This window comes from Gluconobacter aidae, assembly GCF_009547075.1.
GTDB lineage: Bacteria > Pseudomonadota > Alphaproteobacteria > Acetobacterales > Acetobacteraceae > Gluconobacter > Gluconobacter aidae.
In genome coordinates this window covers 1-22316 of the sequence record NZ_WIPH01000036.1, presented here as the reverse complement: position 1 = coordinate 22316, position 22316 = coordinate 1, and the positions used below count along the sequence as shown (strand labels likewise).

The 22316-nt window shown below is 60.1% G+C and carries 21 protein-coding genes and 1 pseudogene; 16 read left to right on the top strand and 6 right to left on the bottom strand.

The window, feature by feature from the left end; all coding sequences use genetic code 11:
• Nucleotides 1-358 precede the first annotated feature (358 nt).
• Entirely contained in the window at nucleotides 359-655 is a 297-nt protein-coding gene (locus GFJ39_RS11840) for a hypothetical protein (protein WP_153431523.1), read from the top strand.
• Between the two features lie 73 nt (nucleotides 656-728).
• Here the strand turns inward: GFJ39_RS11840 and GFJ39_RS11835 are convergent, their stop codons facing one another.
• Both GFJ39_RS11835 and GFJ39_RS11830 read right to left on the bottom strand, forming a co-directional pair.
• Complete coding sequence (locus GFJ39_RS11835; RefSeq protein ID WP_153431522.1) at nucleotides 729-1196, bottom strand: type II toxin-antitoxin system VapC family toxin; 468 nt, start codon at nucleotides 1194-1196, stop codon at nucleotides 729-731.
• Nucleotides 1196-1450, bottom strand: coding sequence for a type II toxin-antitoxin system Phd/YefM family antitoxin (locus GFJ39_RS11830; protein WP_062499699.1), 255 nt, complete (start codon nucleotides 1448-1450; stop codon nucleotides 1196-1198). The genes GFJ39_RS11835 and GFJ39_RS11830 overlap by 1 nt, the downstream gene beginning before the upstream one ends.
• Nucleotides 1451-1613: 163 nt before the next feature.
• Between GFJ39_RS11830 and GFJ39_RS11825 the strand changes: the two genes are divergently transcribed.
• Entirely contained in the window at nucleotides 1614-1802 is a 189-nt protein-coding gene (locus GFJ39_RS11825; protein WP_153431521.1) for a hypothetical protein, read from the top strand.
• A 69-nt stretch (nucleotides 1803-1871) separates the two neighbouring features.
• A complete protein-coding gene (locus GFJ39_RS11820; RefSeq protein WP_325062934.1) occupies nucleotides 1872-2612 on the top strand; it encodes a hypothetical protein in 741 nt (246 codons plus the stop codon).
• A gap of 70 nt (nucleotides 2613-2682) precedes the next feature.
• Here the strand turns inward: GFJ39_RS11820 and GFJ39_RS11815 are convergent, their stop codons facing one another.
• Nucleotides 2683-3129, bottom strand: coding sequence for a hypothetical protein (locus GFJ39_RS11815; protein WP_153431520.1), 447 nt, complete (start codon nucleotides 3127-3129; stop codon nucleotides 2683-2685).
• A gap of 112 nt (nucleotides 3130-3241) precedes the next feature.
• Between GFJ39_RS11815 and GFJ39_RS11810 the strand changes: the two genes are divergently transcribed.
• Together GFJ39_RS11810 and GFJ39_RS11805 are read left to right on the top strand one after the other, a co-directional pair.
• The gene (locus tag GFJ39_RS11810; RefSeq protein ID WP_153431519.1) at nucleotides 3242-4690 is read left to right on the top strand and encodes a site-specific integrase; all 1449 of its coding nucleotides are present in this window, start codon (nucleotides 3242-3244) and stop codon (nucleotides 4688-4690) included.
• 484 nt (nucleotides 4691-5174) lie between these two features.
• A complete protein-coding gene (locus tag GFJ39_RS11805; RefSeq protein WP_153431518.1) occupies nucleotides 5175-6200 on the top strand; it encodes a replication protein RepA in 1026 nt (341 codons plus the stop codon).
• Here GFJ39_RS11805 and repB read toward each other — a convergent pair.
• Together repB and repA are read right to left on the bottom strand one after the other, a co-directional pair.
• A complete protein-coding gene (repB, locus tag GFJ39_RS11800) occupies nucleotides 6197-7252 on the bottom strand; it encodes a plasmid partitioning protein RepB (RefSeq protein ID WP_153431517.1) in 1056 nt (351 codons plus the stop codon). The genes GFJ39_RS11805 and repB overlap by 4 nt on opposite strands.
• A gap of 142 nt (nucleotides 7253-7394) precedes the next feature.
• A complete protein-coding gene (repA, locus tag GFJ39_RS11795; RefSeq protein WP_153431516.1) occupies nucleotides 7395-8609 on the bottom strand; it encodes a plasmid partitioning protein RepA in 1215 nt (404 codons plus the stop codon).
• Between the two features lie 342 nt (nucleotides 8610-8951).
• Here repA and GFJ39_RS11790 point away from each other — a divergent pair, with 342 nt between their 5' ends.
• Together GFJ39_RS11790 and GFJ39_RS11785 are read left to right on the top strand one after the other, a co-directional pair.
• Nucleotides 8952-9329, top strand: coding sequence for a hypothetical protein (locus GFJ39_RS11790; protein WP_034954418.1), 378 nt, complete (start codon nucleotides 8952-8954; stop codon nucleotides 9327-9329).
• Entirely contained in the window at nucleotides 9326-10297 is a 972-nt protein-coding gene (locus GFJ39_RS11785; RefSeq protein ID WP_153431515.1) for a phosphoadenosine phosphosulfate reductase domain-containing protein, read from the top strand. The genes GFJ39_RS11790 and GFJ39_RS11785 overlap by 4 nt, the downstream gene beginning before the upstream one ends.
• A 2-nt stretch (nucleotides 10298-10299) precedes the next feature.
• On the opposite strand, the gene GFJ39_RS11780 is transcribed toward GFJ39_RS11785, so the two are convergent.
• Nucleotides 10300-10812, bottom strand: a complete 513-nt coding sequence (locus GFJ39_RS11780) for a MucR family transcriptional regulator (RefSeq protein WP_153431514.1) — start codon at nucleotides 10810-10812, stop codon at nucleotides 10300-10302.
• Between the two features lie 356 nt (nucleotides 10813-11168).
• Between GFJ39_RS11780 and GFJ39_RS11775 the strand changes: the two genes are divergently transcribed.
• The 9 genes and pseudogenes from GFJ39_RS11775 to GFJ39_RS11735 all read left to right on the top strand — a co-directional run.
• Nucleotides 11169-11432 (top strand): hypothetical protein, encoded by a 264-nt coding sequence (locus GFJ39_RS11775; RefSeq protein ID WP_141353760.1) that lies wholly within the window; start codon nucleotides 11169-11171, stop codon nucleotides 11430-11432.
• A gap of 113 nt (nucleotides 11433-11545) precedes the next feature.
• On the top strand, nucleotides 11546-16687 hold the full coding sequence (locus GFJ39_RS11770; protein ID WP_153431513.1) for a DEAD/DEAH box helicase family protein: 5142 nt from the start codon (nucleotides 11546-11548) through the stop codon (nucleotides 16685-16687).
• Nucleotides 16688-16822: 135 nt separating this feature from the next.
• Nucleotides 16823-17458 (top strand): hypothetical protein, encoded by a 636-nt coding sequence (locus GFJ39_RS11765; RefSeq protein WP_062106915.1) that lies wholly within the window; start codon nucleotides 16823-16825, stop codon nucleotides 17456-17458.
• Nucleotides 17455-17796: a hypothetical protein gene (locus tag GFJ39_RS11760; protein ID WP_153431512.1), complete on the top strand. Its 342-nt coding sequence runs from the start codon at nucleotides 17455-17457 to the stop codon at nucleotides 17794-17796. Before GFJ39_RS11765 ends, GFJ39_RS11760 begins: the two co-directional genes overlap by 4 nt.
• Nucleotides 17793-18101, top strand: a complete 309-nt coding sequence (locus GFJ39_RS11755; protein WP_153431511.1) for a DUF5983 family protein — start codon at nucleotides 17793-17795, stop codon at nucleotides 18099-18101. Before GFJ39_RS11760 ends, GFJ39_RS11755 begins: the two co-directional genes overlap by 4 nt.
• A gap of 189 nt (nucleotides 18102-18290) precedes the next feature.
• Nucleotides 18291-18716, top strand: coding sequence for a hypothetical protein (locus GFJ39_RS11750; RefSeq protein ID WP_325062933.1), 426 nt, complete (start codon nucleotides 18291-18293; stop codon nucleotides 18714-18716).
• Between the two features lie 53 nt (nucleotides 18717-18769).
• On the top strand, nucleotides 18770-20632 hold the full coding sequence (locus tag GFJ39_RS11745) for a ParB/RepB/Spo0J family partition protein (protein ID WP_153431510.1): 1863 nt from the start codon (nucleotides 18770-18772) through the stop codon (nucleotides 20630-20632).
• Nucleotides 20633-21309: 677 nt separating this feature from the next.
• Nucleotides 21310-21978, top strand: a complete 669-nt coding sequence (locus GFJ39_RS11740; RefSeq protein ID WP_153431509.1) for a hypothetical protein — start codon at nucleotides 21310-21312, stop codon at nucleotides 21976-21978.
• Between the two features lie 69 nt (nucleotides 21979-22047).
• A pseudogene (locus GFJ39_RS11735) lies at nucleotides 22048-22316 on the top strand (hypothetical protein); the annotation flags it as partial.

Below are 22316 nucleotides of genomic sequence, written 5' to 3'. Positions count from 1 at the left end.
ATTCTGGATTGGATCTTTTGTCAACGTGGCCTAAACCTCTAGGGGGAAAAAGTCATCTATGGCCTGAGTTATTACAGCCACAGAACCAAGCGGACTCACGTCGAACGAAATATCAACGCCTGCGTTCCGCCGAAGAAGAACTGTAAATTAAGACCACGCTACAATTAATATCTGCATTAAGAAAGCATTCGTATCTGCGGGGAAAATCGCCGCATGTTTCATCTTCTATCTCACATAATGTGTCTTAATCATGAATGCATCACTGGTTTGAATATACCTACTGAGAAATTTTTTAGAAACATATTGTGTCTCTGGCTTTTGTGTGTCTAACATATTTTTCCTCAAATGGAGAACATCTATGCGTACTATCAGCGAAGTGGAAATGGGATTCGTTCAAGGTGGCGCTATGAATGGAAATGTTATAACCATTGATGGTGTAAGTTCTGCTAACATAGGACCCTCCCCAAAAAATGTTCTTATTACAGCAGCAATGCTGTCAGGATTAAACGAGGCTCGCATTCAAGATCATCACCCCAATCTTACACTCAATCAGTATTTGGGTCTTGATGATGGTTCAGGTGCTTTGACGCAACGTGGATGCCCATTAGGAGGAGTAAAAACCACTATTGGGTCAGATTCTTTCTTGAGTGAATAGTTGTAAGCAATCTCGTATTTGTTTGAGTTTTTGTTCATCGAGTTTGTTTCAACTTAGTTACTAAATGTCGCATTTAGACCCATGGTATAATGGCATGGTGTTTTCCTCTGTTGCAGTCAGGCCGTGCTTTCCATGGGTCGAGGAGTGGCACTCCGGAGTGCCGGAAATCATCGGTGTTCCGTGTCACGACCGTCATGCCATGTATCAGGCCGGTCGCGGCGATGAGGGTGTCGCGCTCCGGGCCCGGATCCGGAACATGCAGGTGAGCGCAGCGGCGGGCGACCGCCAGATCGACGGAAAGCACCCGCTTCGAAAACTCGGGTAGAACGTAGTTCTCCAGCCAGTTCCGCAGGACGCTTCCCTGGGCGGGATCCCTGCGCTCGATCCGCATGACGCCGACATCCAGCTCCATGACCGTGATGGCAGACAGGAACAGGGTCTCGGCCTCCACCTGCTCTGCCCATCTGGCGACATTGGGGTCGGCCCTGCCCGCCCGCACCTTTCGCAGTTCGGAAACAACATTCGTGTCCAGCAGGAACATCAGCCCAAGTCCGCGGGACGCAGGCCTAGGGTCATGGGCGTCGGATCGAACTCGATGTCTTCCGCACCAGGCAGGGCGAGTGCATCCGCGATCTTTCGCGGTCTGTGGGTCAGCCGGCGATAGTCGTCGATGCTCAGCAGAACATGCGCCGGCTTGCCGCGGTCGGTGATGAAGACAGGCCCCTCAACGGCAGCCTTTTTCGCCCGGGACGTGTCCTGGTTGAACTCACGACTGGAAAACGTGGTGACAGTCATCTCGGGAGGCTCCTGTTTCTTATGTAGCGACATTACTACAACGAAGCCGGCAGCGCCATGGAAATCGGGCTCTTCCGGTCTGCACTCACAAACGGGCCAGCTAGTGTCCTCTTCACAGGGCAGGTGCCCGGCCTGGAGCTGACATTCTGAACGGAGAAAGCCGATGAACACGATGGAGCATGGTGGTGCAATGGCAGTCGAGCGCGTGAAACGCCTCATGGCGGAGGCGCGCAGCCGCACGGCCTCTTCGAAAAGTCTGCGGCCGGAGGACAGTTCTGCTGACGCGACTGAGGGAAACGCGAGGGTGGCCCCGAAGCGGGAGAATGATCCGGGGTCGTCCCATCAGCATTGACGGGATATATCCCGAGCGCATCGACATTTCTTTCTTCCACGGCGGCCATGCTCGGCCGTCCCTTTTGTGGTGATTGCCTTGACGACACTCATTCCTCTTTGCGTTCCGTTTGAGCGCCGTAAGGAAGCAGCCCGGGGCGGTGCCACGTTCAACGGGGAGCAGAAGTGCTGGATGGCGCAGCAGGACAAGCTCGACGCTCTCCTGTCGTTCGTCCCTTACCGGTATCGGCCGGACCGCAAGCCTCCCTATATCCGACCATGGATGGTGCCGCAGGCTCTGTGGGGCTTTAATCTGCGCGCCTTCCTGGCGCCCGAAGACTGGAACCGCATCCGGAAGGATGCCTATGCCCGCTCCGGGTCCCGTTGCCGGGTGTGCGGAGGACGGGGTCCCCAATGGCCGGTCGAAGCTGACGAGGGGTGGGCGTATGACGACGAGCGGCGGATCCAGACCCTCAAAGGGGTGATTTCCCTCTGCCCTGACTGCCATGGCGTGCGTCACTGGGGAAAGACCATGACCGAGGGCAGGCAGGATGCTGCTTTGGCCTGGATGGCAGAGGTGAATGGCTGGAGCCACTCCGAAGCGGCGCAGTGCGGAGACCAGGCCATGAAGCAGTGGCATACGCGCAGCCGTCATACCGACTGGCAGTGCGACATCTCCTGGGCAATCAGAACCTACAATGTTGTGCCGATCAAGGACGGCGAAACGCTGGCCCGCGAGCTGAACCGGAAATTCGTGCGGCAGGCGCAGACGCGCGTTGGCGTCAGGGCCGGGCATGTTACGCACATTGAACATCTGATCGGTGAGCGATAGGAAGCAGCCCCCTTCCCCCGGCCGGCTGAAGGCTACCGTCGCATTCCAGACGGCTGCCTGATCTGACCCGTTACAGGCCCAGAGGCGGGACCCCGGCCCGATACAGACCTTCGAACAGATCCCCGAGCGCCAGGCGCCGTCGCAAGGTCAGGCGTCGTTGAGCCAGATGATACATCCGGTCGTGCAGCAGATGGCAGCGCTGACACAGCGCACGCAGATTGCGCAGCCGGTTGCTGGTGGGATCATGATTCAGATGCGCCGCTGCCAGAACCACCTTCGTCTGTCGCATTTGCAGATGTTCGATCAGATCCGGAGGCGAGATCCGCCTGCCCCGGCCATTGAACCAGTGCCCCGTCTCCGGATGCTTCCACCGGCCACCCGGTAGCACCTGAAGGCGATGTCCATGCGGCCGGCCGCAGCGCTGACAGACACCCCCTGCCCGCTCGAACCGCACCTGTCGGCTCAGCTCGGGCCAGTTGGGAGGGTAAAGCGCTTTCAGTTCCGGTCGGATCGGCATTCAGTCTTCGTTAACACATTTCCGGTCTGCATTGGACAGGGTTTGTTCTCCTCTCTGCCCTGCCCCGGCTTCATGCTATCAGAAGCCAGGTTCTGGTTTCGCGGAGGCGTTCATGCTCAGCCATCTTCACATCGCAGGCTCGGCAAAGGCTGCCCGTGAGGCCGTCCTGGACCGGCTGGACCAGAAGACTCGGCAGCAGCTTCCTGCCGGCGATCTGACAGAAGCGGTGGCGCTTCTCTCGACCGGTCGCTTCTCCCCCCGTCTCTCTCTGGTCATTCGGGGCATCGAATACCGCGACAACGAATTTGCCGAAGACACGGTCCTGTCGACAGATGTCGAGACGGCTGAAGAGGCATTGGCCATCGCCAGTGCCCATCTGACGGCCCTGCCCTCCGGGCACGAACTGGCGATTGCTCTGGATCTCGAACCAGAACCGGTATTCGTCGCCTGGCTCAGGCCGAAGGCCGCCAGACGGCGCAAAGCGGGATCGCAGGCGGCAACGCTGGCGCCGCTGGCCTCTCCTCTGGGTCAGCAGTCTGGCGCCGTCCTGCAGTGGTTCGATGCCCTGACCGACGAGGCTCTGCCCGACTATGACGGAACGCTGGTCACGGCGGAGCGCGCCTCGAAGACCTATTCCCGGGCGGCGAAGGCAGTGAACACACGCCGGACTTATCGCTCGGCCGTGCGCTCCTGGTGCGCATGGGCGGCAGGACATGGGCTCCCTGCTCTGCCCGCCCGCAGCGAGGATGTTGCCGCCTATCTGGCTGATCTTGCGCTGCAGAAGAAGCGGCCCGCGACGGTGGATCTGCACCGTGCCGCACTGCGGTATCTGCACCATATCGCTCAGGTTCCCGTCCCGACCTCCCATGCTCTGGTGTCCGAAACGGTTGCGGGTATCCGCAGGACGTCAACGGAAAGCGCGTCCCGTCAGGTCAAGGGGCTGACTTGGGATCTGTTGAGCGAGGTCATCGAGCAGATCGATACGGATGAACTGGTGGGCGTTCGGGACAAGGCCATTCTTCTGCTCGGCTTTGCCGGCGCCCTCCGACGGTCCGAAGTGGCGGCGCTGTGCCTAGAAAGCGTGGCGCTCGATGATGACGGAATGCGGATCCGGCTGGACCGCTCAAAGGGCGATCGCACCGGTCAGGGTGTCGAGGTGGCGATCCCGAGGGGGATTACCGGTCTCTGCCCGGTCCGGGCTTACGAGGCCTGGCTACGCGCGGCCAGACTGAAAGAGGCCAAGGGACCGGTTTTTCGACGCGTGTGGCTTCCGCCTGCCGCCGAGGCCGGTCAGCCCCCTGCACTGCCCTCCATGGGGTCAGAGGCGCTGTCTGACAGGTCTGTGGCTCGCATCATTCAGAAGCGCTGCCTGGATGCGGGAGTGACAGGCGATTTCAGCGGGCACAGCCTACGACGCGGAGCGATCACCACAGGAGCTCGTGACGGCACGGATCTGGTCTCGCTCAAGCGTTTCTCGCGCCACCAAACCTTCGGCGTCGTGGAGAAATATATCGAGGTCGAGGACGCCATGACCAAGCATCCAGGGCGCAGCCGGTTTTGACGTCATGCTAGCTGAAGGCGACTATCTGTTTCACACCGTCAGATGTGTTCACTGCCTACCATCGAATCGTGCGCCGCTGTCGATGTGTTCGTTCCCGACCATGAAAAACCGCCACAAGTTGTGTTTAATGCTTTCCGCAGGCGGCAGGGTTTTCCCTGTGTTCGTTGCCTACCGGCACGGTTTTTTTCAGACGGTTCGCGTTAAAAGCCAAGATCGGTGAAGTGTTTTCTGCCTACGGCGCTAATTTGGAGAAAAAAAACAAGACGTTTTTTCAGTGGGTTACGGAGTTATCAACGTGTTCTCTGCCGACGAAACAATATAATAACAATATAATTTTTTATTGTTAAGTCGGCAAGAAACACAACCACGCCACGTGACGCAGGTAGGCACCGAACACATCTAGGAGGGAAAGCAACGAACACATCGACAAGGCCCTGATGATGTGTGTTTCTGAGCTTATTGAGGATCTGCTGGAAATCGCATTATGCACTCTAACGCTAAGTCACAGCACGATCTGTTCAGATCAATCCACGAACTGGTGGAAGTACATGGCCCTCAAGACGCTATCAAAATCGCTCAGAGCCATTCGCTAGAAAAAGATAGCGAAGCATCAGCTCTGACTGACCCGATACTTGACGTCGTTGCAGGCAGATCCGGGCGTAAGATTGTAGACGCTGCCGCCTCATCTTTGGTTCGCGAAATCGAGGGTGGCAGTTCAATAGGTTATAGTTATAGCGCATGGTGTCTTGCCGGTCTTCCCCACCGAGAACGAAAACCAGGCGAAGACTGGCTAATAAAAACGGACTTTGCTCAGTTGCTAGTTCGACCAGGTGTTCGACTGCGAGATGACGATTCAACTGAAAAACTGTCAGTTCCGTGCGGGACAATCGCTAGGTTGCTCTTGATCGACTGGCAGTCCGAGGCTCTTGAAACGGGGTCACGGGAAATCTCGCTAGCAAAATCTCCTGCGTCTTTACTCAAAAGGATGGGGCTTAGTCGCGGAGGTCCTATTAGCAAAAAACTGGTCGAGCAAATCGAAAGGCTGGCGACCTGCACCGTTGACTTTAAATTTGGAAACGACCGCGAAGGCGTTGTCGTCAATGAACGTCTCGTTGAGTCTTTTCGTTACGTTGGGAAGGTAGACCCCAGAACGAAAAGAAACACTCGCATGATTGAAACAGTCGTGTTGTCGGAGGCCTTCTATCGGGAGCTGCGAAGGCATCCCATTCTTATCGACCGCGCGGCCATTCGTGACATACAGAACTCGCCAAGAGCTATCGATGCGTATCTGTGGTTAGCTTTCCGATTACATGCCCTGCAAGGGGATACCCCTGTAGGCTGGGGTTCGCTGTGGAAGCAGTTCGGAACCGAATTTAAAACTCTCAAATCATTTAAGGCTGAGTTCAAGGAACCTTTGGGGCTTGCCCTCGCCGCTTATCGTTCTGCAAAGGTCGCTGTAACCGAGCGAGGGCTCGTATTATCGCCCTCCCCGCCTCCCGTTTCCTCCTAGTTCTTGGCTTTATCCTTTTCGGTTGTCTGTGCTTTAAACCGCTCATAAAGATCAGGAACTGCAGTCATAACAAAGCTTGCAAACTCTGACGCATCAGCCGATTTGAATACAAGATTTGTGGCCCGCTTTTTTGCCTCCAGATCGATCGTGAGGACTTTGTCGGTCGACACCCAACTCGCCGTTGGAGCAGCTTTAGTCACCGGCTTAATGCTCTGCTTTTCTAACTGGCGCGCTTGCCTTGCTCGATCCTGAACCTGATCAAGTAGCTCGGCGAATTTATCTACATCCTCCGTTTTGCCGGAAGCCCCGATAAACGTTTCCCACGATGTCTGATTTGGCGACGCCTTGAGACTTTCGGCCAGCTCTTGCCAGCGTGGGCGGCCAATAGTCGGACAAGGTCCAAGCCACTCAATTAAGATATGCGGAATAGCTTCAGACACCGAGAGCATACGCGATAGCGTTGTTTTGTCGGTGCTGAGGGCAGTCATAATTGTAGAGCGTTCATATCCTCGTTTAAGGAGGCTGTGGGCAAATGTCGCTCTCTCAATGAAGGAGAGATCTGCCCTCGCGCTATTTTCCTGCCCCTGAGCGATAATGAGGTCGTGGTCCGATAGCTCCTTCACTGCGGCTTTGACACTCAAGCCCAACTCACGGCAAGCGCGTAGACGACGGTGGCCATAAGCGGTTTGATAATGACCCGCTTTAGTGGGGTGCGGGCGGACCAGAATTGGAGAGAGCTGTCCTGTGCTCTTAATCGCGTCTCGTAGCTGAAGGTATGCCTCCTCATTGCCAGGCATACGATCTGAGACAAAGGACGTCTCGACGAGGTCTGGCGAGAGTTCGATGATGGTTGCTCCTGTCTTTAGGAGAATTTCTAGCTCAGCGGCTTCGTCTGCCTTTTGGCGAAGAGACCCAAGGCTCTTTGCTACCGACCCAAGTGCTCCGCTACTGCGGTAGGACCCTGATAGCGATGTCGGTGAGGGCGCTTGCGTTTTGCTCGGAGCCGACGATTGCGCGGAGACCAGACTACCCAGATTATGCTTTCTTGCCATTGTTCTCGTTTCCTATTTGCGTTTTCGTGCAGAAGTTCTGCGAAATCTGAATTGGCGCGCACTTTGGTTGACAGCTGCCAACTTTTGACGCGACCAGCCATTAGTTGACAGCTGTCAACTTCGGCGCCCCCCTGCCTGGAGGTCAGCTTTTGCGACCCCACGCCCTAAAAATCAGGTCCCTAATCTCGCCGTTAACTGCGTTTACAGATTCGAGCGCACGATCGTAGGTTGAGCCGGTAAATTGCTTACGCTCGATCTCGAACAGCGTCTGCTTGGTGATTGCTGCGTCAGAGACAGCGGTGCTTTTCAACATCGGATTGGTGAGAACGTGATCCCCAAACACCGTCCGCATGAATCCCGACATCTGCGTTTGGGGGCCGTCAGAAGGTTCGTAACGCGTAAGAAGATACCGGACCCAGTCATAAGACACGTTTGCACCGGCGTCGCGCAGATGTGTCATTACGTCGCCCATCATGAGCAGAAACTGACACATCGACATTACGTCTAGCATTTGGGGGTGCACAGTTACGAGAAGCCCTGTCGCCGCGCACACAGCAGACATGGTGAGATAGCCAAGCTGAGGCGGGCAATCGATGACTATTACGTCGTAGTTCTCCTCGACGTCCTGGAGGGCTTCGTCGACACGTGAGAAAAAGATTGCGCCAGCTTGGTCAGAAGACGCCAACAGTCGAGGCGTCTCATATTCGAACTCCATGAGCTCAATGTTTCCTGGTACGATATCTAATCCCGGAAAGTTCGTATTGCGTACGAGATCCGACAGTGGACGCCGCTCGTCATCATAGCGAATGGCTCCATATAATGTTTCATTCGCATGGACATCGAACTCTGGCTGAAAGCCATGTAGCGCCGAAAGGCTAGCCTGAGGGTCAAGGTCAATCGCCAAAACTCTCAAGCCGTCCAACGCGAGACCCTGTGCTAAGTGAGCTGCGGATGTGGTCTTTCCACTTCCACCTTTGAAGTTAACAACCGAGATAACCTGCAGGCCCTCGCTTCCGCTACGGCAAGGAACATATCGCTTCTGGCTGCGTGAGTTCTGATCGAGATAACGACGCAAGTCGGATATCTGCTCGGCTGTGTAGTGACGCCGGCCACCGTTGCCGATGGCAGGAAGCGGGCCCTTCCCCTCAAGTGCTAAATTCCGCAAATATCCAGGCGCCAAGCCCAACAGTTTGGCGACTTCTCCGATTTGGAACGACCGAAGTGTCTTTGAGGCATTGGGGGGAAAGAGTTCAAGCCGATGCGCCTGCAGACGCTCAGAGAGAGCTCGTGCTTGCTGCGAGAGTAATTCGTCTACGCCGCTGGCCAGGTTTGGATTGATATTAGCTGGAGAGGACATGCACGTCGGCTTTCTTTTGGGTGCGAAATGTTGCGCCAGATGCGGTATGACGCGCAGAGAGGTGATATGACCGCATTTAACGAGACCAGTTGACAGCTGTCAACTAAAGAGATGTGAAATTGCTGAATAGAAAAAAGGGGATCGAAAGAGAGAACCGCTGCCTGTCAGCCGCCCGCACTGCAACAGGTGGGTCGGCGTCAGTCCTTCCCATGCTCGCCGGCTGCGCCGCCTGCGCGTGGGTGCGGGTGACGCCGATCCTGCCGCTGCGCGGCACTGTTGCAGCGCGGGCGACCAACAGGCCGTCGCAAGGATGTTTGAAGAACCAGAGATGGATCGAGCATCATGCGACGCTACCAGTTTCCCTATGTCCCAACCCCCCGTGGCCGGCCTCCGATGCGCTGGACCGACACGCAGGAGCCCACAACCTGCCGCCGCTGCAACACGCACTGGGAAGACGGTGATCCGGCACTGACGATTGCCTGCACGGGCTGCGGCGCTCCTGCGGATGAGCCGTGCCGCCGCAGCTCCGGTGGCAATGAGCGTGTGTGCGCCTGTCGCGACGAAGCCGCCGTCCAAATGGGACTGCTGACACGTTGTGAGGGACTGACCTGGGATGGTCGCCATGAAAAGCCGCTGCTGCTGCGGGAACGCCCGATCGCCCACGCTCTGATGTGCCGCTCGGTTCGGACAGGCGCGCCTGTCAGTCGGTGGACCTCATGAGCCCGGATCTCGCGTCCTATGAGCGCATCATTGTCGCCGTGTCGGGAGGCAAGGACGGCACGGCCTGTCTGCTCGCCCTGCTGGAATCCGGTGCTCCGGCCGAACGTATCGAGCTCTGGCATCACGAGGTGGATGGGGCAGGGCGGCCCTTCATGGACTGGCCCTCCACAGGCCCGTATGTCGCAGCCCTGGCGCGGGATTTCAGCCTGCCGCTCTACCGCTCCTGGCGCGAGGGTGGCTTCGAGCGCGAAATGCTGCGGGACAATGCGCCCATAGCTCCGGTTGTCTTCGAAACGCCTGACGGGACCATCAGAGCAGGAGGGCAGGGGCCAATGGGAACGCGTATGCGCTTTCCCCAGGTCTCGGCCAGTTTATCTGTGCGCTGGTGTTCGGCAAGCCTCAAAGTCGACGTAGCCGATCGTGCCGTTCGCGGACAGGACCGGTTCCTCAACCGCCGTACCCTGGTCGTGACAGGCGAGCGTGCTGAAGAGAGTCCCGCACGGGCTCGATATGCGGCCTTTGAGCCTCACCGCACCGACACGAGAAACGGGACGCGGCGTCGTCGGCATGTCGACCACTGGAGGCCCGTGCATGCCTGGGTTGAGGCTGAAGTCTGGGCTATCTTAAGACGCTGGCGCGTGATGCCAGCCTATCCCTATCAGGCCGGATTTTCGCGCCTGTCCTGCGCGTTTTGTATCTTCGGCAATGCAGACCAGTTCGCTACCCTGAAATGGATGGATGCGAACAGGTTTGCGAAACTGGTCAGATATGAAAAGAACTTCGGCTGCACGATTAAGCGGGCCAGAGGGCTTGACGAGCTGTCTTCCGAGGGGAGGGCCTATCAGGCGGCCCGGTCCTGCCCCGATCTGGTCGCTGCTTTTCTGTCAGACGGTGCGTTGAGGACCGTTCTAACCGAGGACTGGACCCTCCCGGCCGGAACCTTCGGCTCCGGAGAAGGGCCAGTGTAGTGTCAGGCGCGAGCCGGACGGCCGCGACGTTTCTCGGGAAGCTTCTTTACCGGAGGAAGGGTTTCTTCCTCAGGGGAGGGCTCCTGCGGCGCAGAGGCGCGGGTGGTGGAGCCCAACCCGATCTCGCGTGCCAGGGATGAACGCTTCTCGGAATAGTTCGGGGCGACCATTGGATACGTGCTCGGCAGGCCCCACCGGGTCCGATACTCATCTGGCGTCATGTTGTAGGCCGTCTTGAGATGGCGGCGGAGCATCTTCAGCTTTTTCCCGTCTTCCAGGCAGATGATGTAGTCCGGAAACACGGAGCGCTTCGGGTTCACGGCGGGGGTCGGGGCTTCTTCCGCGACAGGCTCGGCCGTGGCTGGGGTGGCGAGGGCGTCGTGCACGCTCCGGATCAACGCAGGTAGCTGGTCGGCGGAGAGTTCGTTCTGCGATAGATAGGCGGCCACGATGTCGGCCGTAAGCGGCATGAGATCAGCATGAGGGCGTGTCGGGGTTTCGGTCAGGTCAGTCATAAATGTCCCTCAAGGTTCTGGAAGTGCCCTATACATGGGGTGCACAGGTCATGACTTCAAGTCGATATGTCTATTACTGGACCCGACGCTAACAGTTCCCTGATCCGTTCTGAAAACGAAATTGTGTTGGCTTGACCGTTCCAGCGCAGGTCACAACAGACGAAGGCGAGAACGGAAAAAGAGAAAAAAGAAGCGAGAGGGGAGGCACCACGGGATCGTTCTGTGCCGCAAGGGGTGGGTCCGTCCGTGTCCTCGCTGGCGCTGCGGGCCGGGCGGTCCCGACGCTGACGCGTCGCCCTTGCGGCACAGAACGACGCCGCGCTCGCCGGAAAGGGTCAGAAAGGAGACAGCAGACGATGCCCGTCATGGCCCTCACACGCCCAACCCCCACACAGAATTTCAGCCTGGTTCAGGCCCACCGCGAGGGCTGGACCATTCTCGAAGGCTGCGGCCCGGAGCACGCTGACACACAGCTGCGCGGCGTGACCTGCTCGGACCAGAATGCCTGGTGGCAGGTCGCGCGCCAGGCCCGTCAGGGATCGCCCTATCACCGTGAGGCCCTGTCGCGTCTGTCTCACAGTGAGCGCGAACAGATCTCCCTGCGCTTCGGTCCGCTGTGACCTGACCCGGAAGGCCTGAGCGCCTTTCGCCCAAACCCATCCTGTTTGTTTTCCGGCCCCCCGGTCTGCCCCCGCGCAGCACCGGGCGCTGCCGCTTGTCCGGAGTTTCTCCCATGAGCAAGACCCAGCTCAGCTTTTTCGACACCTCCGCCCTGGGTGGCGGCAGCAACACCCTGTTCTGGGGCGACCTGCCCGGGGATCGTGCGCTCGACGAGGCCGCCTCCCTCGCGAAAGAAGCCGCTGCCGCCCCGGTCGTGGCGCCTAAGATCGACTTTCGCCTGTGTGGCACGCGCGACCTGTCCCAAGGCTGGAAAGCGCGGGCGCGGGATAACCTCGCCGCCATCCGTCTCGTGAGCGAACTGGAGACCGAGGGGCGCAATGCAACGCCGTCCGAGCAGGCTTTGCTGGCGAAGTTTACGGGATTTGGAGCCGGGGAGCTCGCCAACAGCCTGTTCCCCCGTCCGGGCGAAGCCTTCCGTCAGGGCTGGGAAGAGATCGGGGTGCAGCTTGAGACGCTGACGAGCCAGCAGGAGCGGGCCGGACTGGCGCGGGCCACGCAGTACGCCCATTACACGCCGGAACTGATCGTGCATGCGCTGTGGGATCTGGTGGCGCAGATGGGGTTCCGCGGCGGACGTGCGCTGGAGCCGGGCTGTGGCACGGGTCTGTTCATGGGCGCGATCCCGGAGAAACTTGCCCCGAAGACGGCCTGGACGGCGATCGAAAACGATCCTCTGACGGCGCGCATCGCCCGCAAGCTGTTTCCGAACCAGTGGGTCCGGTCAGAGGACTTCACGACGGCGAAGATTGCCGAGCAGTTCGACCTCACGATTGGCAACCCGCCGTTCAGTAACCGCACTGTGCGCGGCACGGACGAGCTGGGGCGGTTTGGCCTGTCGCTTCATGATTACTTCATCGCGCGCTCCGTTTCCCGGCTGCGCCCAGGTGCCATGGGGCTGTTCGTGACGTCACGCTGGACGATGGACAAGCGCGACCCGACTGCGCGCCGGCACCTGTTCGAAACGGCTGATCTGGTCGGTGCGGTTCGCTTGCCGGCTGGCGCGATGCGCGATGATGCCGGAACGGACGTGGTCGTGGACGTGCTGGTCCTGCGTCGTCGCGAGATCGGGGACAGCTCGGGCGGGACCGCCTGGCTTGAGGTCACTGACTTGCCGGACACAGACGAGGGTGAAGGCCCGCTCAGCATCAACCGCTATTTTGCGGAGAACGGTCAGCAGGTGCTGGGGCGGCACGGCTGGACGAGCGGACAGTTCGGGCCAGAATACACCTGCACGGCGAACCCGATGCTGGTGCTCGACGATGCCCTGCCACGCTCACTCTCCCGTCTCGCCGCGCTGGCCCGCTTCCCGATGCCACAGACGCTCGACGTCGAGGCTATACGCGCAAGCCGCCGAGTAGATGTCGGTACGGCAGGGGAGGGGGCCAGCCTCAAGGAAGGCAGCTACCTGATCGAGAAGGGGGCCCTGCACCAGATCGTTGACGGCCAGTCGGTGCCGGTGCAGGTCAAGAAAGGCGAGCAGAAGGACGGTATTTTCCAGAAACACGCGCGTATCATCGAAGGTCTGATCCCGGTCCGTGATGCCGCACGCGCGGTCCTGCGCGCCCAGGTGGAGAACCTGCCTTACAGTGCGCTCCAGGCCGAACTCAAGCGCGCCTATCAGTCCTTTGTGCGACAGTTCGGGCCGATCAACCTGACAATCACCAGCACGCGTGTTGATCCCAAAACCGGGGATGAGAGCACGACGCAGCGGCGTCCGAACCTCCAGCCCTTCTACGACGATCCGGACGTCTGGCTGGTCAGCTCGATCGAAGAGTACGACGAGGACCGACAGGTCGGCGCACAGGGGCCGCTGTTCTCCGAGCGTGTGATCCAGGCGACGCTGGAGCCGGAGGTCCACAGCGCCCATGACGCGCTTGCGGTCTGCCTGCACGAGACGGGTGTGGTGGAGATCCCGCGCATTGCCGAACTGCTGGGGCGGTCCGAGGACGAGGTTATCGCCGAACTGGGCAGTGCCATCTACCTCGATGCCGGACGCAGCCAGCCCGGACGCGACGTCTGGGTGCCAGCCGACGAGGCGCTGTCAGGAGCCGTGCGCACGAAGCTGGCAGACGCCCGCAAGGCCGCTGAGACCGATCCCCGCTTTGCCCGCACCGTGGCCGCGCTGGAAGAGGCCCAGCCCGAGGATCTACGGCCAAGTGACATTACAGCCCGTCTGGGCGCGCCGTGGATCCCGGCCGCCGACATCGAGGGCTTCATCGCCGAGGTGATCGGGGTCGAAGCCGGCGTGTGGCACACCAAAGAGGTGGCGTCCTGGACCCTGGACAAGGGACCGTTCCGGGGGAAGGCCGAGGCGACGTCCGTCTGGGGCACCGAACGCCGTCCCGCAGGCGAACTGATCGAGGATGCGCTCAATCAGGCCATTCCGCAGATCTGGGACACCTGGCGCGACGAGAACGGTGAGCACCGGCAGCTGAATGCGCAGGAGACCGAGGCCGCCAAGGAAAAGCTCGCCGCCATCAAGACAGCCTTCCAGACCTGGGTGTGGCAGGATCCAGAGCGCGCCGAGCGTCTGGTGCGGCTGTATAACGACACCTACAACAACCTCGTCCCCCGCGCCTTTGACGGCTCGCATCTGCAGTTGCCCGGGGCCAGCACCACGATCCAGCTGCGCGCCCACCAGAAGCGGGTGGTCTGGCGCATCATCGCCACGGGAAACACTTACGTGGCCCACGCGGTGGGATCGGGAAAGACCTTCTCAATGTGCGCGGCCATCATGGAGCAGCGCCGTCTTGGCCTGATCTCGAAGGCCATGGTTGTGGTGCCGGGACACTGTCTTGCACAGATGGCCCGCGAGTTCCTGATGCTCTACCCGACCGCGAAGATCCTGGTAGCGGACGAGACGAATTTCGTGAAGGCGAAGCGCCAGCGCTTTCTCGCCCGTGCGGCCACGGGTCAGTGGGACGCGATCATCATCACGCATGATGCCTTCAAGTTCATTCCGGTCGAGACCGCGTTTGAGCAGGCGATGATCGAGGCGCAGATCGCGTCTTACGAGAGCCTGCTGTGCGATGTGGACAAGGATGATCGCGTGTCGCGCAAGCGCATCGAGCGCATGAAGGAAGGGATGGAAGCCAAACTGGAGGGGCTGGCCAGCCGCAAGGACGATCTGGTGCATCTCGGCGAGATTGGCATCGACCAGATCCTCGTGGATGAAGCGCAGCAGTTCCGCAAGCTGAGTTTCGGTACGAACCAGTCCAGCCTCAAAGGGGTCGATCCGAACGGCAGTGGGCGGGCCTGGGACCTGTACGTCAAGGCCCGCTATCTCAGCCGTCTCAACCCCGGTCGCGAGCTGGTCATGGCCTCGGGCTCGCCGATTACGAACACCCTGGGCGAGATGTACAATGTGCAGCGCTTCCAGCAGATCGACGCCCTGATCGAGCGTGGCCTGCACGAGTTCGATGCGTGGGCCGCGAATTTCGGGGAGACCCGCACCGAACTCGAGCTTCAGCCGAGCGGGCTGTACAAGCCTGTGACGCGGTTTGCGGAGTTCGTGAACGTGGCCGATCTGATGGCCATGTACCGGCATTTCGCGGACGTCGTGCAGCAGGACGACCTGCGCCAGTATGTGAAGCTGCCTGAAATCGCCACGGGCAGCCGCCAGATCATCGTCGCAGACAGCGGACCCGCCTTCCGCGATTACCAGAAGGAGCTGGAAGCGCGGATCAAGGTGATCGAGGAGCGCAAGGGCAAGCCGCAGAAGGGTGAGGATATCATCCTGTCCGTGATCAACGATGCGCGTCATGCCGCGATTGATCTGCGCTTTGTCCGACCTTCGGAGGACAATGACACCAGCAACAAGCTGAACGTCATGATCGCGAGGGTCTTCGACATCTGGAAGGCGACGCGCGAAAACCGCTACACCGATCCCGATACCGGCAAGCCGTATGATCTGCCCGGGGCCGTGCAGATGATCTTCTCGGATCTGGGTACGGAAGCCGCGCTGGAGAAACGGGGCTTCTCGGCCTATCTGTGGATCCGCGACGAGCTGATGCGGATGGGTGTGCCGCGCGAGCAGATCGCCTTCATGCAGCACTACAAGAAAAGTGCCGCCAAGCAGGGATTGTTCCGGGATCTCAATTCCGGGCGCAAACGCATCCTGATCGGCTCGAGTGCGACAATGGGGACGGGCGTGAACGCACAACAGCGTCTGATTGCCCTGCACCATCTGGATGTGCCCTGGCTGGTGGCCGACATCATCCAGCGTGAGGGACGGATCGAACGCCAGGGCAACCAGAACCCGGTCATCCAGATTTACGCTTATGCCCTGAAAGGCTCGGTGGATGCCACGAACTGGCAGCTTCTGGAGCGCAAGCAGCGCTTCCTGTGTCTGGCCATGTCGGGAGACCGGTCGATCCGCCGTCTGGAGGATATCGGCGAGAGTGCGAACCAGTTTGCCATGGCGAAGGCCCTGGCCTCGGGCGACGAACGCCTGATGAAAAAGGCAGGACTGGAAGCAGAGCTGGCCCGTCTGCGTCGTCTCAAAGCCGCCCATTACGACGACCAGTTCAACGTGCGTCGCGCGATCGAGCGGGCCGAGCGTGATCAGAGGGTGGCCGAAGCCGTTATTCCGAAAATCCGGGCGGATATCGCGAAACGCCAGTCGACACGGGGGGAGGCGTTCCAGCTTGTGCGCAAGTCGGATGTGATGACCGAGCGGCAGGATGCCGGCAGGTGGCTGATGGGTCAGGCGCGCACCGCCAAACGTGCCGAGCAGAAAGGCCGGTGGAAACTCGGCGAGATCGGCGGGTTCGAGCTGGTGTGTGAGACCTGGAGCTCGACCTTCATGGGTGAGACGGAATGGGACGCGACCATCGCCATCGTGGCTGAGGACCGGATGATCGGGATCGACTTCGATCACGACACCGCGCCGCTCGGGTTCATCGCCCGCATCGAGAACACCCTGCTGCGGTTCGATAGCGAGCTTGCGGATGCACAGCGTGTAGTTGCCGAGACGGAGCGCAAGCTGCCCGGCTACCGCGCCCGTGACGGGATGCCGTTCCGCGAGGCCGCACTTCTGGAGGAGAAGGAAGAAGAAATGGCGTCTCTGGAGGCGGATCTGGCCGAGGATACAGCGCGTCGGGAGGCGGAGGCCGCCGAGGCGCTGGCCGCGATGGAGAGCCTGAGCGTCAACGACAATGGGGGAGAAGGAGAGGAAGAAGAAGCGGCAGCATAAGGAGAGGGGGAAGGGGCGGGCATGGCCCGCCCGGTGCGGCAAGGCTCAGGCCGGGCGCGCTGACGCGCGGCCTTGCCGCACCGGGCAGCCCCTGCATCCGCGGAGAGGTTGAAAGAGACATCAGAGGAAGAGAGCATGTCCTATCGTATCGTCTATGACCTCGCTGCCGTACGAATTCCCGCAGAAACCCTGCGCCCTCATGTCGCGGATAGCAGCTTTTATGCCGATCAGTATCTGCTGATGGAACTGGGTGGAGACAATAATCTCTATGAGGGACGGGGTTCTGTCCGGGTGAGAAGCTGGTCCCTGATCGGAGCAGGGCAGGACTGGCGGATCATGCGTCAGGTGGTCACGTATGCGGCGGCTTGTGAGGGGGGCGGTATGCGCTTTTCCGGGGTCAGTGACACGTTGGCAGAAACCTATATTCGTAAGTGCCGGAACGTTCTGCGGGACGCTGTGGGTGCGCAGGCGCTTCTGGATCGGGGCATGACCTGCACGGGACATTTCGCGCTTCGCAAGGGGCCGGTTTCCGCGTGGCTCCAGAAGCGTGTGGACGAGCTCTCGACGATTAAGGCTCCGGAGAGGACAGGCGAAACTCCGGTGTGGTCCTGGCTGAACCTGCTGCGCGACCCGAAGGATGCGGCCATTTTTCTGGCATACTCCGATCTGGATGATGCGCCTGTTTACAACCGGGCGACAGTCCATGGACCATGTCACGAGCGACACTCCATCATGAAAGGCCTGACCCCATTCGTGGAGCGCGCGGCATGAGCCGAAAGGACAAGGCCATCATTTCCAAGGTTCTGTGCGGTGTGAACGTGGAGATTTTCACCTATCCGAATGGTGAGGCCCTTCTGCGCACCGTGGACAGCTATCCCGTCAACGGGAATGACTGGCACGGGCCATACAAGGATGCGACCTGCGCGGAAGCCGATTTCGTGGACCGCAACGCGCCGCCCGTAATTACCCCGGAGGATCTGCAACGGGGCCGCCGGAATGGGACTATTGCGCAAACGCTTGAGGGCGTCGAGATGATGCTGACCATGGATCGCTGGACAGGAGGCAGTTGTCTGACGTCGTTCATTGTCCGGCCGGAGGCCCGGACATGAGCGAAGTTCTTCCGACGTCCGCAGGCTTCGTCTGCCGACACCTGGATCTCAGCACCGGGCATCTTCCGCTCGCAGAGCGCGATGCGTGCGAGCTTTATCTCAGCAGCGGGGGCACGGCAGGGCGAAGTTGCCTTGGTGGGCCTTATGGCTGGATGATCCATGTGCCCACTGAGGCGGAGGACGTCCCGCAGGATGTGTCTCCCGAACTGGCTGCCCTGATGGTGCGGGCGCGGGAGCAGAACTGCCATTACATCCACTTCGATCGGGACGGGTCGATCGACGAGACGCTGCCTTTTTACGACTGAACCGCCACCGCCTTGCCTGCCTCGGGAAGAAGAGAAGGGGGCAGGAAAACAAACAGAAAAGAGAGAGGGAGCCGCCACAGGTCGCGGCTCCGCGCAAGGCTCAGGCCGGGCGCGCTGACGCGCGGCCTTGCGCGAAGCCACGCCCCGTGCCCGCGCCGAGATCATCACGACAGAAAAAAGGAGACAGGCGTGTCAGACCCGACAGGACAACCCGCGGCCGAAGTGGCGCTCAGAGCAAACCTGACGCTGATCTTTGACGCGATGCTGGCGCATGGCGTGAAGGCGGTCAAAGTTGAGTACGAGGCCAAGGAAGGCTGGTGGACAACGCTTCATGTGACAGCGGACGACAGTCCGGATCTGTTCGAAGACCTGTCCCTTGAGAAGGCCGTTGCAGCGCTTGGACCTGACCAGACGATTGCCCCTCTGTTTCCGAACAGCTTTGACCTTGTGGTCTGGCACTGCGTCGAAACCGTTATCCGGCGCGTGCAGGCCGATTACGACACCGATGAAGACGGGTCTTACGGCACGGCCACGCTGACGCTGGAAACGCGACAGCTTGAGGTCGAGCATATCGAGCGTGTGGTCTCCCACCTCGCGCACAGCCTGACCGCCTGACGTCTCCCCCACGATACCTTTTCGACACCCTTACGACATCACTGGAGCCCATCATGGACGAACTGCGCCTTGTCGATCCTAACATCCTGATCGCAAATCCGAACAATCCCCGCCAGACCACGTCCGGCCAGGCGAGCATTCGCCAGCTTGCGCTGAATATCCGTGCAGTCGGGCTTGTCCATCCGCCGCGCGTGCGTGAGCTCGGTGACGGCAGCCTGATGATCATTGCGGGCCATCGACGGACGGAAGCAGCGATCTATGCGGGTCTGACGGAAATTCAGGTCCATGTGACGAAGATCGATAATGGTCTGGAGGATCTGGCGGCAGCCAGTGAGAACATGATCCGTGAGGGCATGACCGAGCCGGACCAGTGGCGTGCCGTAACCCGAATGCGCGAAGAGCTTGGCTATACGGATCAGCAGCTGTGCATGGCGCTGATGATCACGCCTGCCTATCTCCGTGGACTGACCCTGCTCGCGAAGCTGCATCCGCCAATCCTGCACGCCATCGAAATTGGCCGTGGCCCGGACCAGAAAGAGCGTCGGACTCTGGCTCTGTCGTCTCTGGAGGAGCAGGCCGCTGCCTGGGCTGAGATGTTTGCCGAGAGCGTGGAGGAAGGAGAGGATCCGGCCGGATATCGTCTCAACGCCGAGGATCCGGAGGATATCGTGAACTGGCGTGACTTCACCTGGCACCTGCGTCAGGACGAGTGGTATGCGCGGGATGCCCGGTTTGACGATGCGCTGGCGCAAAAGCATGGCGTCGTCTGGACCGAAGATCTGTTCGGGCAGGGCAGTGAGGATAATCGCTACGTCACGGATGCCACGGCGTTTCGGGCGGCGCAGGAAGACTGGATTGCCGAGCATCGCCCTGAAGGCACACTTGCGATTGAGACGGACGAGTACGGATCTCCCCTGCGCCCTCAGGGCTACAACTCCGTCGCGTACTGGATGGGCGAGCAGGAGACCGATGTTGTCGGCTACTGGCTCAATCGGAGTACCCTGAAAATCGAAGAGCGGAAGTTTCGCTACACGGGTGAAGAAACCGTTCGCTCCGAAGCGCGTGTGGTGGAGCAGACGCCACCCCCAAAGAAAGAGCGCGCGGACATCTCCGGCACGGGTCTGAAGATGATCGGCTCCGTGCGGACTCTCGCGCTGAAGAAGGCGCTGGAAGCGAAAAGTGAAGATGCCGATCCGTGGGATCTGGTGGCCGGCCTGCTGCTCGCACTGAATGCCAATAACGTCCATATTTACGGTTCATCAGGCCGGTCGCCTTATGAGAACGCGGTGAAAACCGCAATGGAAGAGCTGTTCCCGGAGGGGGAGCTGGTGCGTGATGAGGCGCTCATCCGTCGCCACGCGCTGGAAAGCCTCGGTGGTTTCATGAACTGCGAAGTGAGCATGCACTCCGGTTCGGGCATGGCAGCGGAACTGCTGGGCTGTCTGTTCGACGCGGATACCCACATGCCGAGCATGGCCGATGAGGACTTCCTGAAGACCTACAGCAAGCCCGGGATCACCAAGGCGGTTCAGGCACATGGGCTTGCGCCACTCAACACAGGCAAAGAGATGCGGGCCGCTTTGCTGAACGCCGTGGGAGACGGGCACTGGGTTCCGGAGGCCGCAGGCTTTGCGCAGGCGACTGGCGTCTGGGCGGACGAGGTTCGGAAAAACCAGTCTCGCCGTGCGACATGGGCTGCAGTTGAAAGCAGACTGGAGGACGAGGATGAAGACGACCTTGAGTGTGCTGATCCAGAGGGTCTGGAAGACGTGATGGACAACGAAGGCGGGGAAGAGGTTGGCGAGCCAGACGTCATGGAGGATGAGCCAGTAGAAAAGCCGGACCTCGTGGTGCCGCAGGAACTGGTGGCCATGCAGGCCGCCATGGGAGGGCGGCTGGAGATCCTTCGGGTCTGAGGCGGCTTGATGACAGAGCGTTTCGCGACAGACTTGCGTGGAACGCCTGATCTGGCACAACAGGAGATCGGGGCCGCCTGATGAGTCCGCGTGACGAAACGTCTGTTCAGGTTACGGTTCAGACGTCGCGGCCCCCGAAAATCGTAACCGGATGTGGGTCGGGGGTCGCTTTGCCCACAGTCGTCAGAGTGAAAGGGGAAACCATGATCTTCGTGATCGTGGTGGACCGTAAGTGGTTTACGAAGATCCTTCGTAAAACGAAGAAGACCCTTCAGGCGGTTGCCACCGCACTGAAGAGCCTCTCCGAGTAAATCACTTAAGGTAAACCGGGCCGTGAGGTGTTTTTTCCCGAAGCCCCTCACGGCTCACCTCTGAACTTGGACGAACCGGTTACGATTTTCAAGGGCGGAGTCAGCATGGCTCCGCCCTTTTTCGTGCAGTGAGACGGTGCCTGGGTTCACAGGGGAAGAGCCTGCCCGCGCGAGGGCGAGAAGCGAAGAAAAAAGAAAAAGAAGGAGGAGAGAGGGGCGGGGTGCCAGAGCCTGTCTGTCGCCGCAAGGGGTGGTGTCCTCGGCTGACGCCTGCGGGACCGCCGCTGACGCGTCGCCCTTGCCCCGCCAGTCAGGCCCTGACCCCGGAGAGGACAGTTGAAGAGACATGAAGAGAAGGAGATCAGCATGTCCGAACACCCGACTGTCACCGTAGGCACCCGCGTCAGCACCATCCTGTACAACAGAGGCCGGGGTGTCGTGTCTGCGGTCCATGGCACGCCTCGCCCAGAGACAATCAGACGCCTTGCTGGTGGCTTCATCGCGGCGGGAGGCAGTGCCAGCTTTGATATCGTCTTTGCCTGCGGAAGTATCAGCAAGAAGCTGCCCGAGAGCATTCTGCACGGCGTGCAGTGGACGATCTTCCACGACGAGCCCAAGGCTGGCCCGGAGGAAATTGCGCAGCTGCACGCTCATGCCGAAGCATGCCGTGCTGAAAAACAGGCGCGGAAAGATCAGGCTGCCGCGGCCCATGCGGCTGAAATCGAGCGTCTGCGCGCCGATCCCGAATACGCTCATCTGGAGCAGGGGTCGGACCAGAGCGGCGTGCTGGCAGGAAAGAACATCCGCCGTCTCCTGAAAGCTGCGCTGCCAAAGCACACGTTCCGTGTGCGCAAATCCTCTTACGGGTCCGTATCGGTCAACTGCGACAATCCGCTGGATGATGCCGCGCAGACGACTGTCGACAACATCCGAAAGCAGTTCAGATCGGGGTCTTATGATCCGGTGTCCGATTGTCACTCCACGAGCCGGAGCCCCTGGCAGGAAGTCTTCGGCAGCGCCGAATACGTCTTCTGATCCCACCTCGTTTCGTCACAGTTCTTCCAGGCCGCCGCGAGGCGGCCTTTGTCATATCCGGAGACCGACATGGCTTTCTTTACGCTCAGTGCGACGCCCGCTACCGCAAAACGTGAGGGCTATTTTACCAGCACCACGATGGCGCTCATGTCCCAGCTTGGTGAGCGCCGCATCGTCGAGGCGAAGTCGGTAGATGGCCTCAAGCTGCTCATTCTGAGCTTTGGCCGCGACACTGCGCTTCAGCACCCCGGCAAGTCGTTCAAGATCATGGTCACGGTCAATCGTGGCAGCCGCAAGCCGCGTGGCTTCGACGCTGCCTACGATTCAGAAGCGCTTGG

Coding starts and splice junctions, on each gene's coding strand:
- GFJ39_RS11840 (WP_153431523.1), top strand. CDS start 359: ATGCGTACTATCAGCGAAGTGGAAATGGGATTCGTTCAAGGTGGCGCT.
- GFJ39_RS11835 (WP_153431522.1), bottom strand. CDS start 1,196: ATGTTCCTGCTGGACACGAATGTTGTTTCCGAACTGCGAAAGGTGCGG.
- GFJ39_RS11830 (WP_062499699.1), bottom strand. CDS start 1,450: ATGACTGTCACCACGTTTTCCAGTCGTGAGTTCAACCAGGACACGTCC.
- GFJ39_RS11825 (WP_153431521.1), top strand. CDS start 1,614: ATGAACACGATGGAGCATGGTGGTGCAATGGCAGTCGAGCGCGTGAAA.
- GFJ39_RS11815 (WP_153431520.1), bottom strand. CDS start 3,129: ATGCCGATCCGACCGGAACTGAAAGCGCTTTACCCTCCCAACTGGCCC.
- GFJ39_RS11810 (WP_153431519.1), top strand. CDS start 3,242: ATGCTCAGCCATCTTCACATCGCAGGCTCGGCAAAGGCTGCCCGTGAG.
- GFJ39_RS11805 (WP_153431518.1), top strand. CDS start 5,175: ATGCACTCTAACGCTAAGTCACAGCACGATCTGTTCAGATCAATCCAC.
- repB (WP_153431517.1), bottom strand. CDS start 7,252: ATGGCAAGAAAGCATAATCTGGGTAGTCTGGTCTCCGCGCAATCGTCG.
- repA (WP_153431516.1), bottom strand. CDS start 8,609: ATGTCCTCTCCAGCTAATATCAATCCAAACCTGGCCAGCGGCGTAGAC.
- GFJ39_RS11790 (WP_034954418.1), top strand. CDS start 8,952: ATGCGACGCTACCAGTTTCCCTATGTCCCAACCCCCCGTGGCCGGCCT.
- GFJ39_RS11785 (WP_153431515.1), top strand. CDS start 9,326: ATGAGCCCGGATCTCGCGTCCTATGAGCGCATCATTGTCGCCGTGTCG.
- GFJ39_RS11780 (WP_153431514.1), bottom strand. CDS start 10,812: ATGACTGACCTGACCGAAACCCCGACACGCCCTCATGCTGATCTCATG.
- GFJ39_RS11775 (WP_141353760.1), top strand. CDS start 11,169: ATGCCCGTCATGGCCCTCACACGCCCAACCCCCACACAGAATTTCAGC.
- GFJ39_RS11770 (WP_153431513.1), top strand. CDS start 11,546: ATGAGCAAGACCCAGCTCAGCTTTTTCGACACCTCCGCCCTGGGTGGC.
- GFJ39_RS11765 (WP_062106915.1), top strand. CDS start 16,823: ATGTCCTATCGTATCGTCTATGACCTCGCTGCCGTACGAATTCCCGCA.
- GFJ39_RS11760 (WP_153431512.1), top strand. CDS start 17,455: ATGAGCCGAAAGGACAAGGCCATCATTTCCAAGGTTCTGTGCGGTGTG.
- GFJ39_RS11755 (WP_153431511.1), top strand. CDS start 17,793: ATGAGCGAAGTTCTTCCGACGTCCGCAGGCTTCGTCTGCCGACACCTG.
- GFJ39_RS11745 (WP_153431510.1), top strand. CDS start 18,770: ATGGACGAACTGCGCCTTGTCGATCCTAACATCCTGATCGCAAATCCG.
- GFJ39_RS11740 (WP_153431509.1), top strand. CDS start 21,310: ATGTCCGAACACCCGACTGTCACCGTAGGCACCCGCGTCAGCACCATC.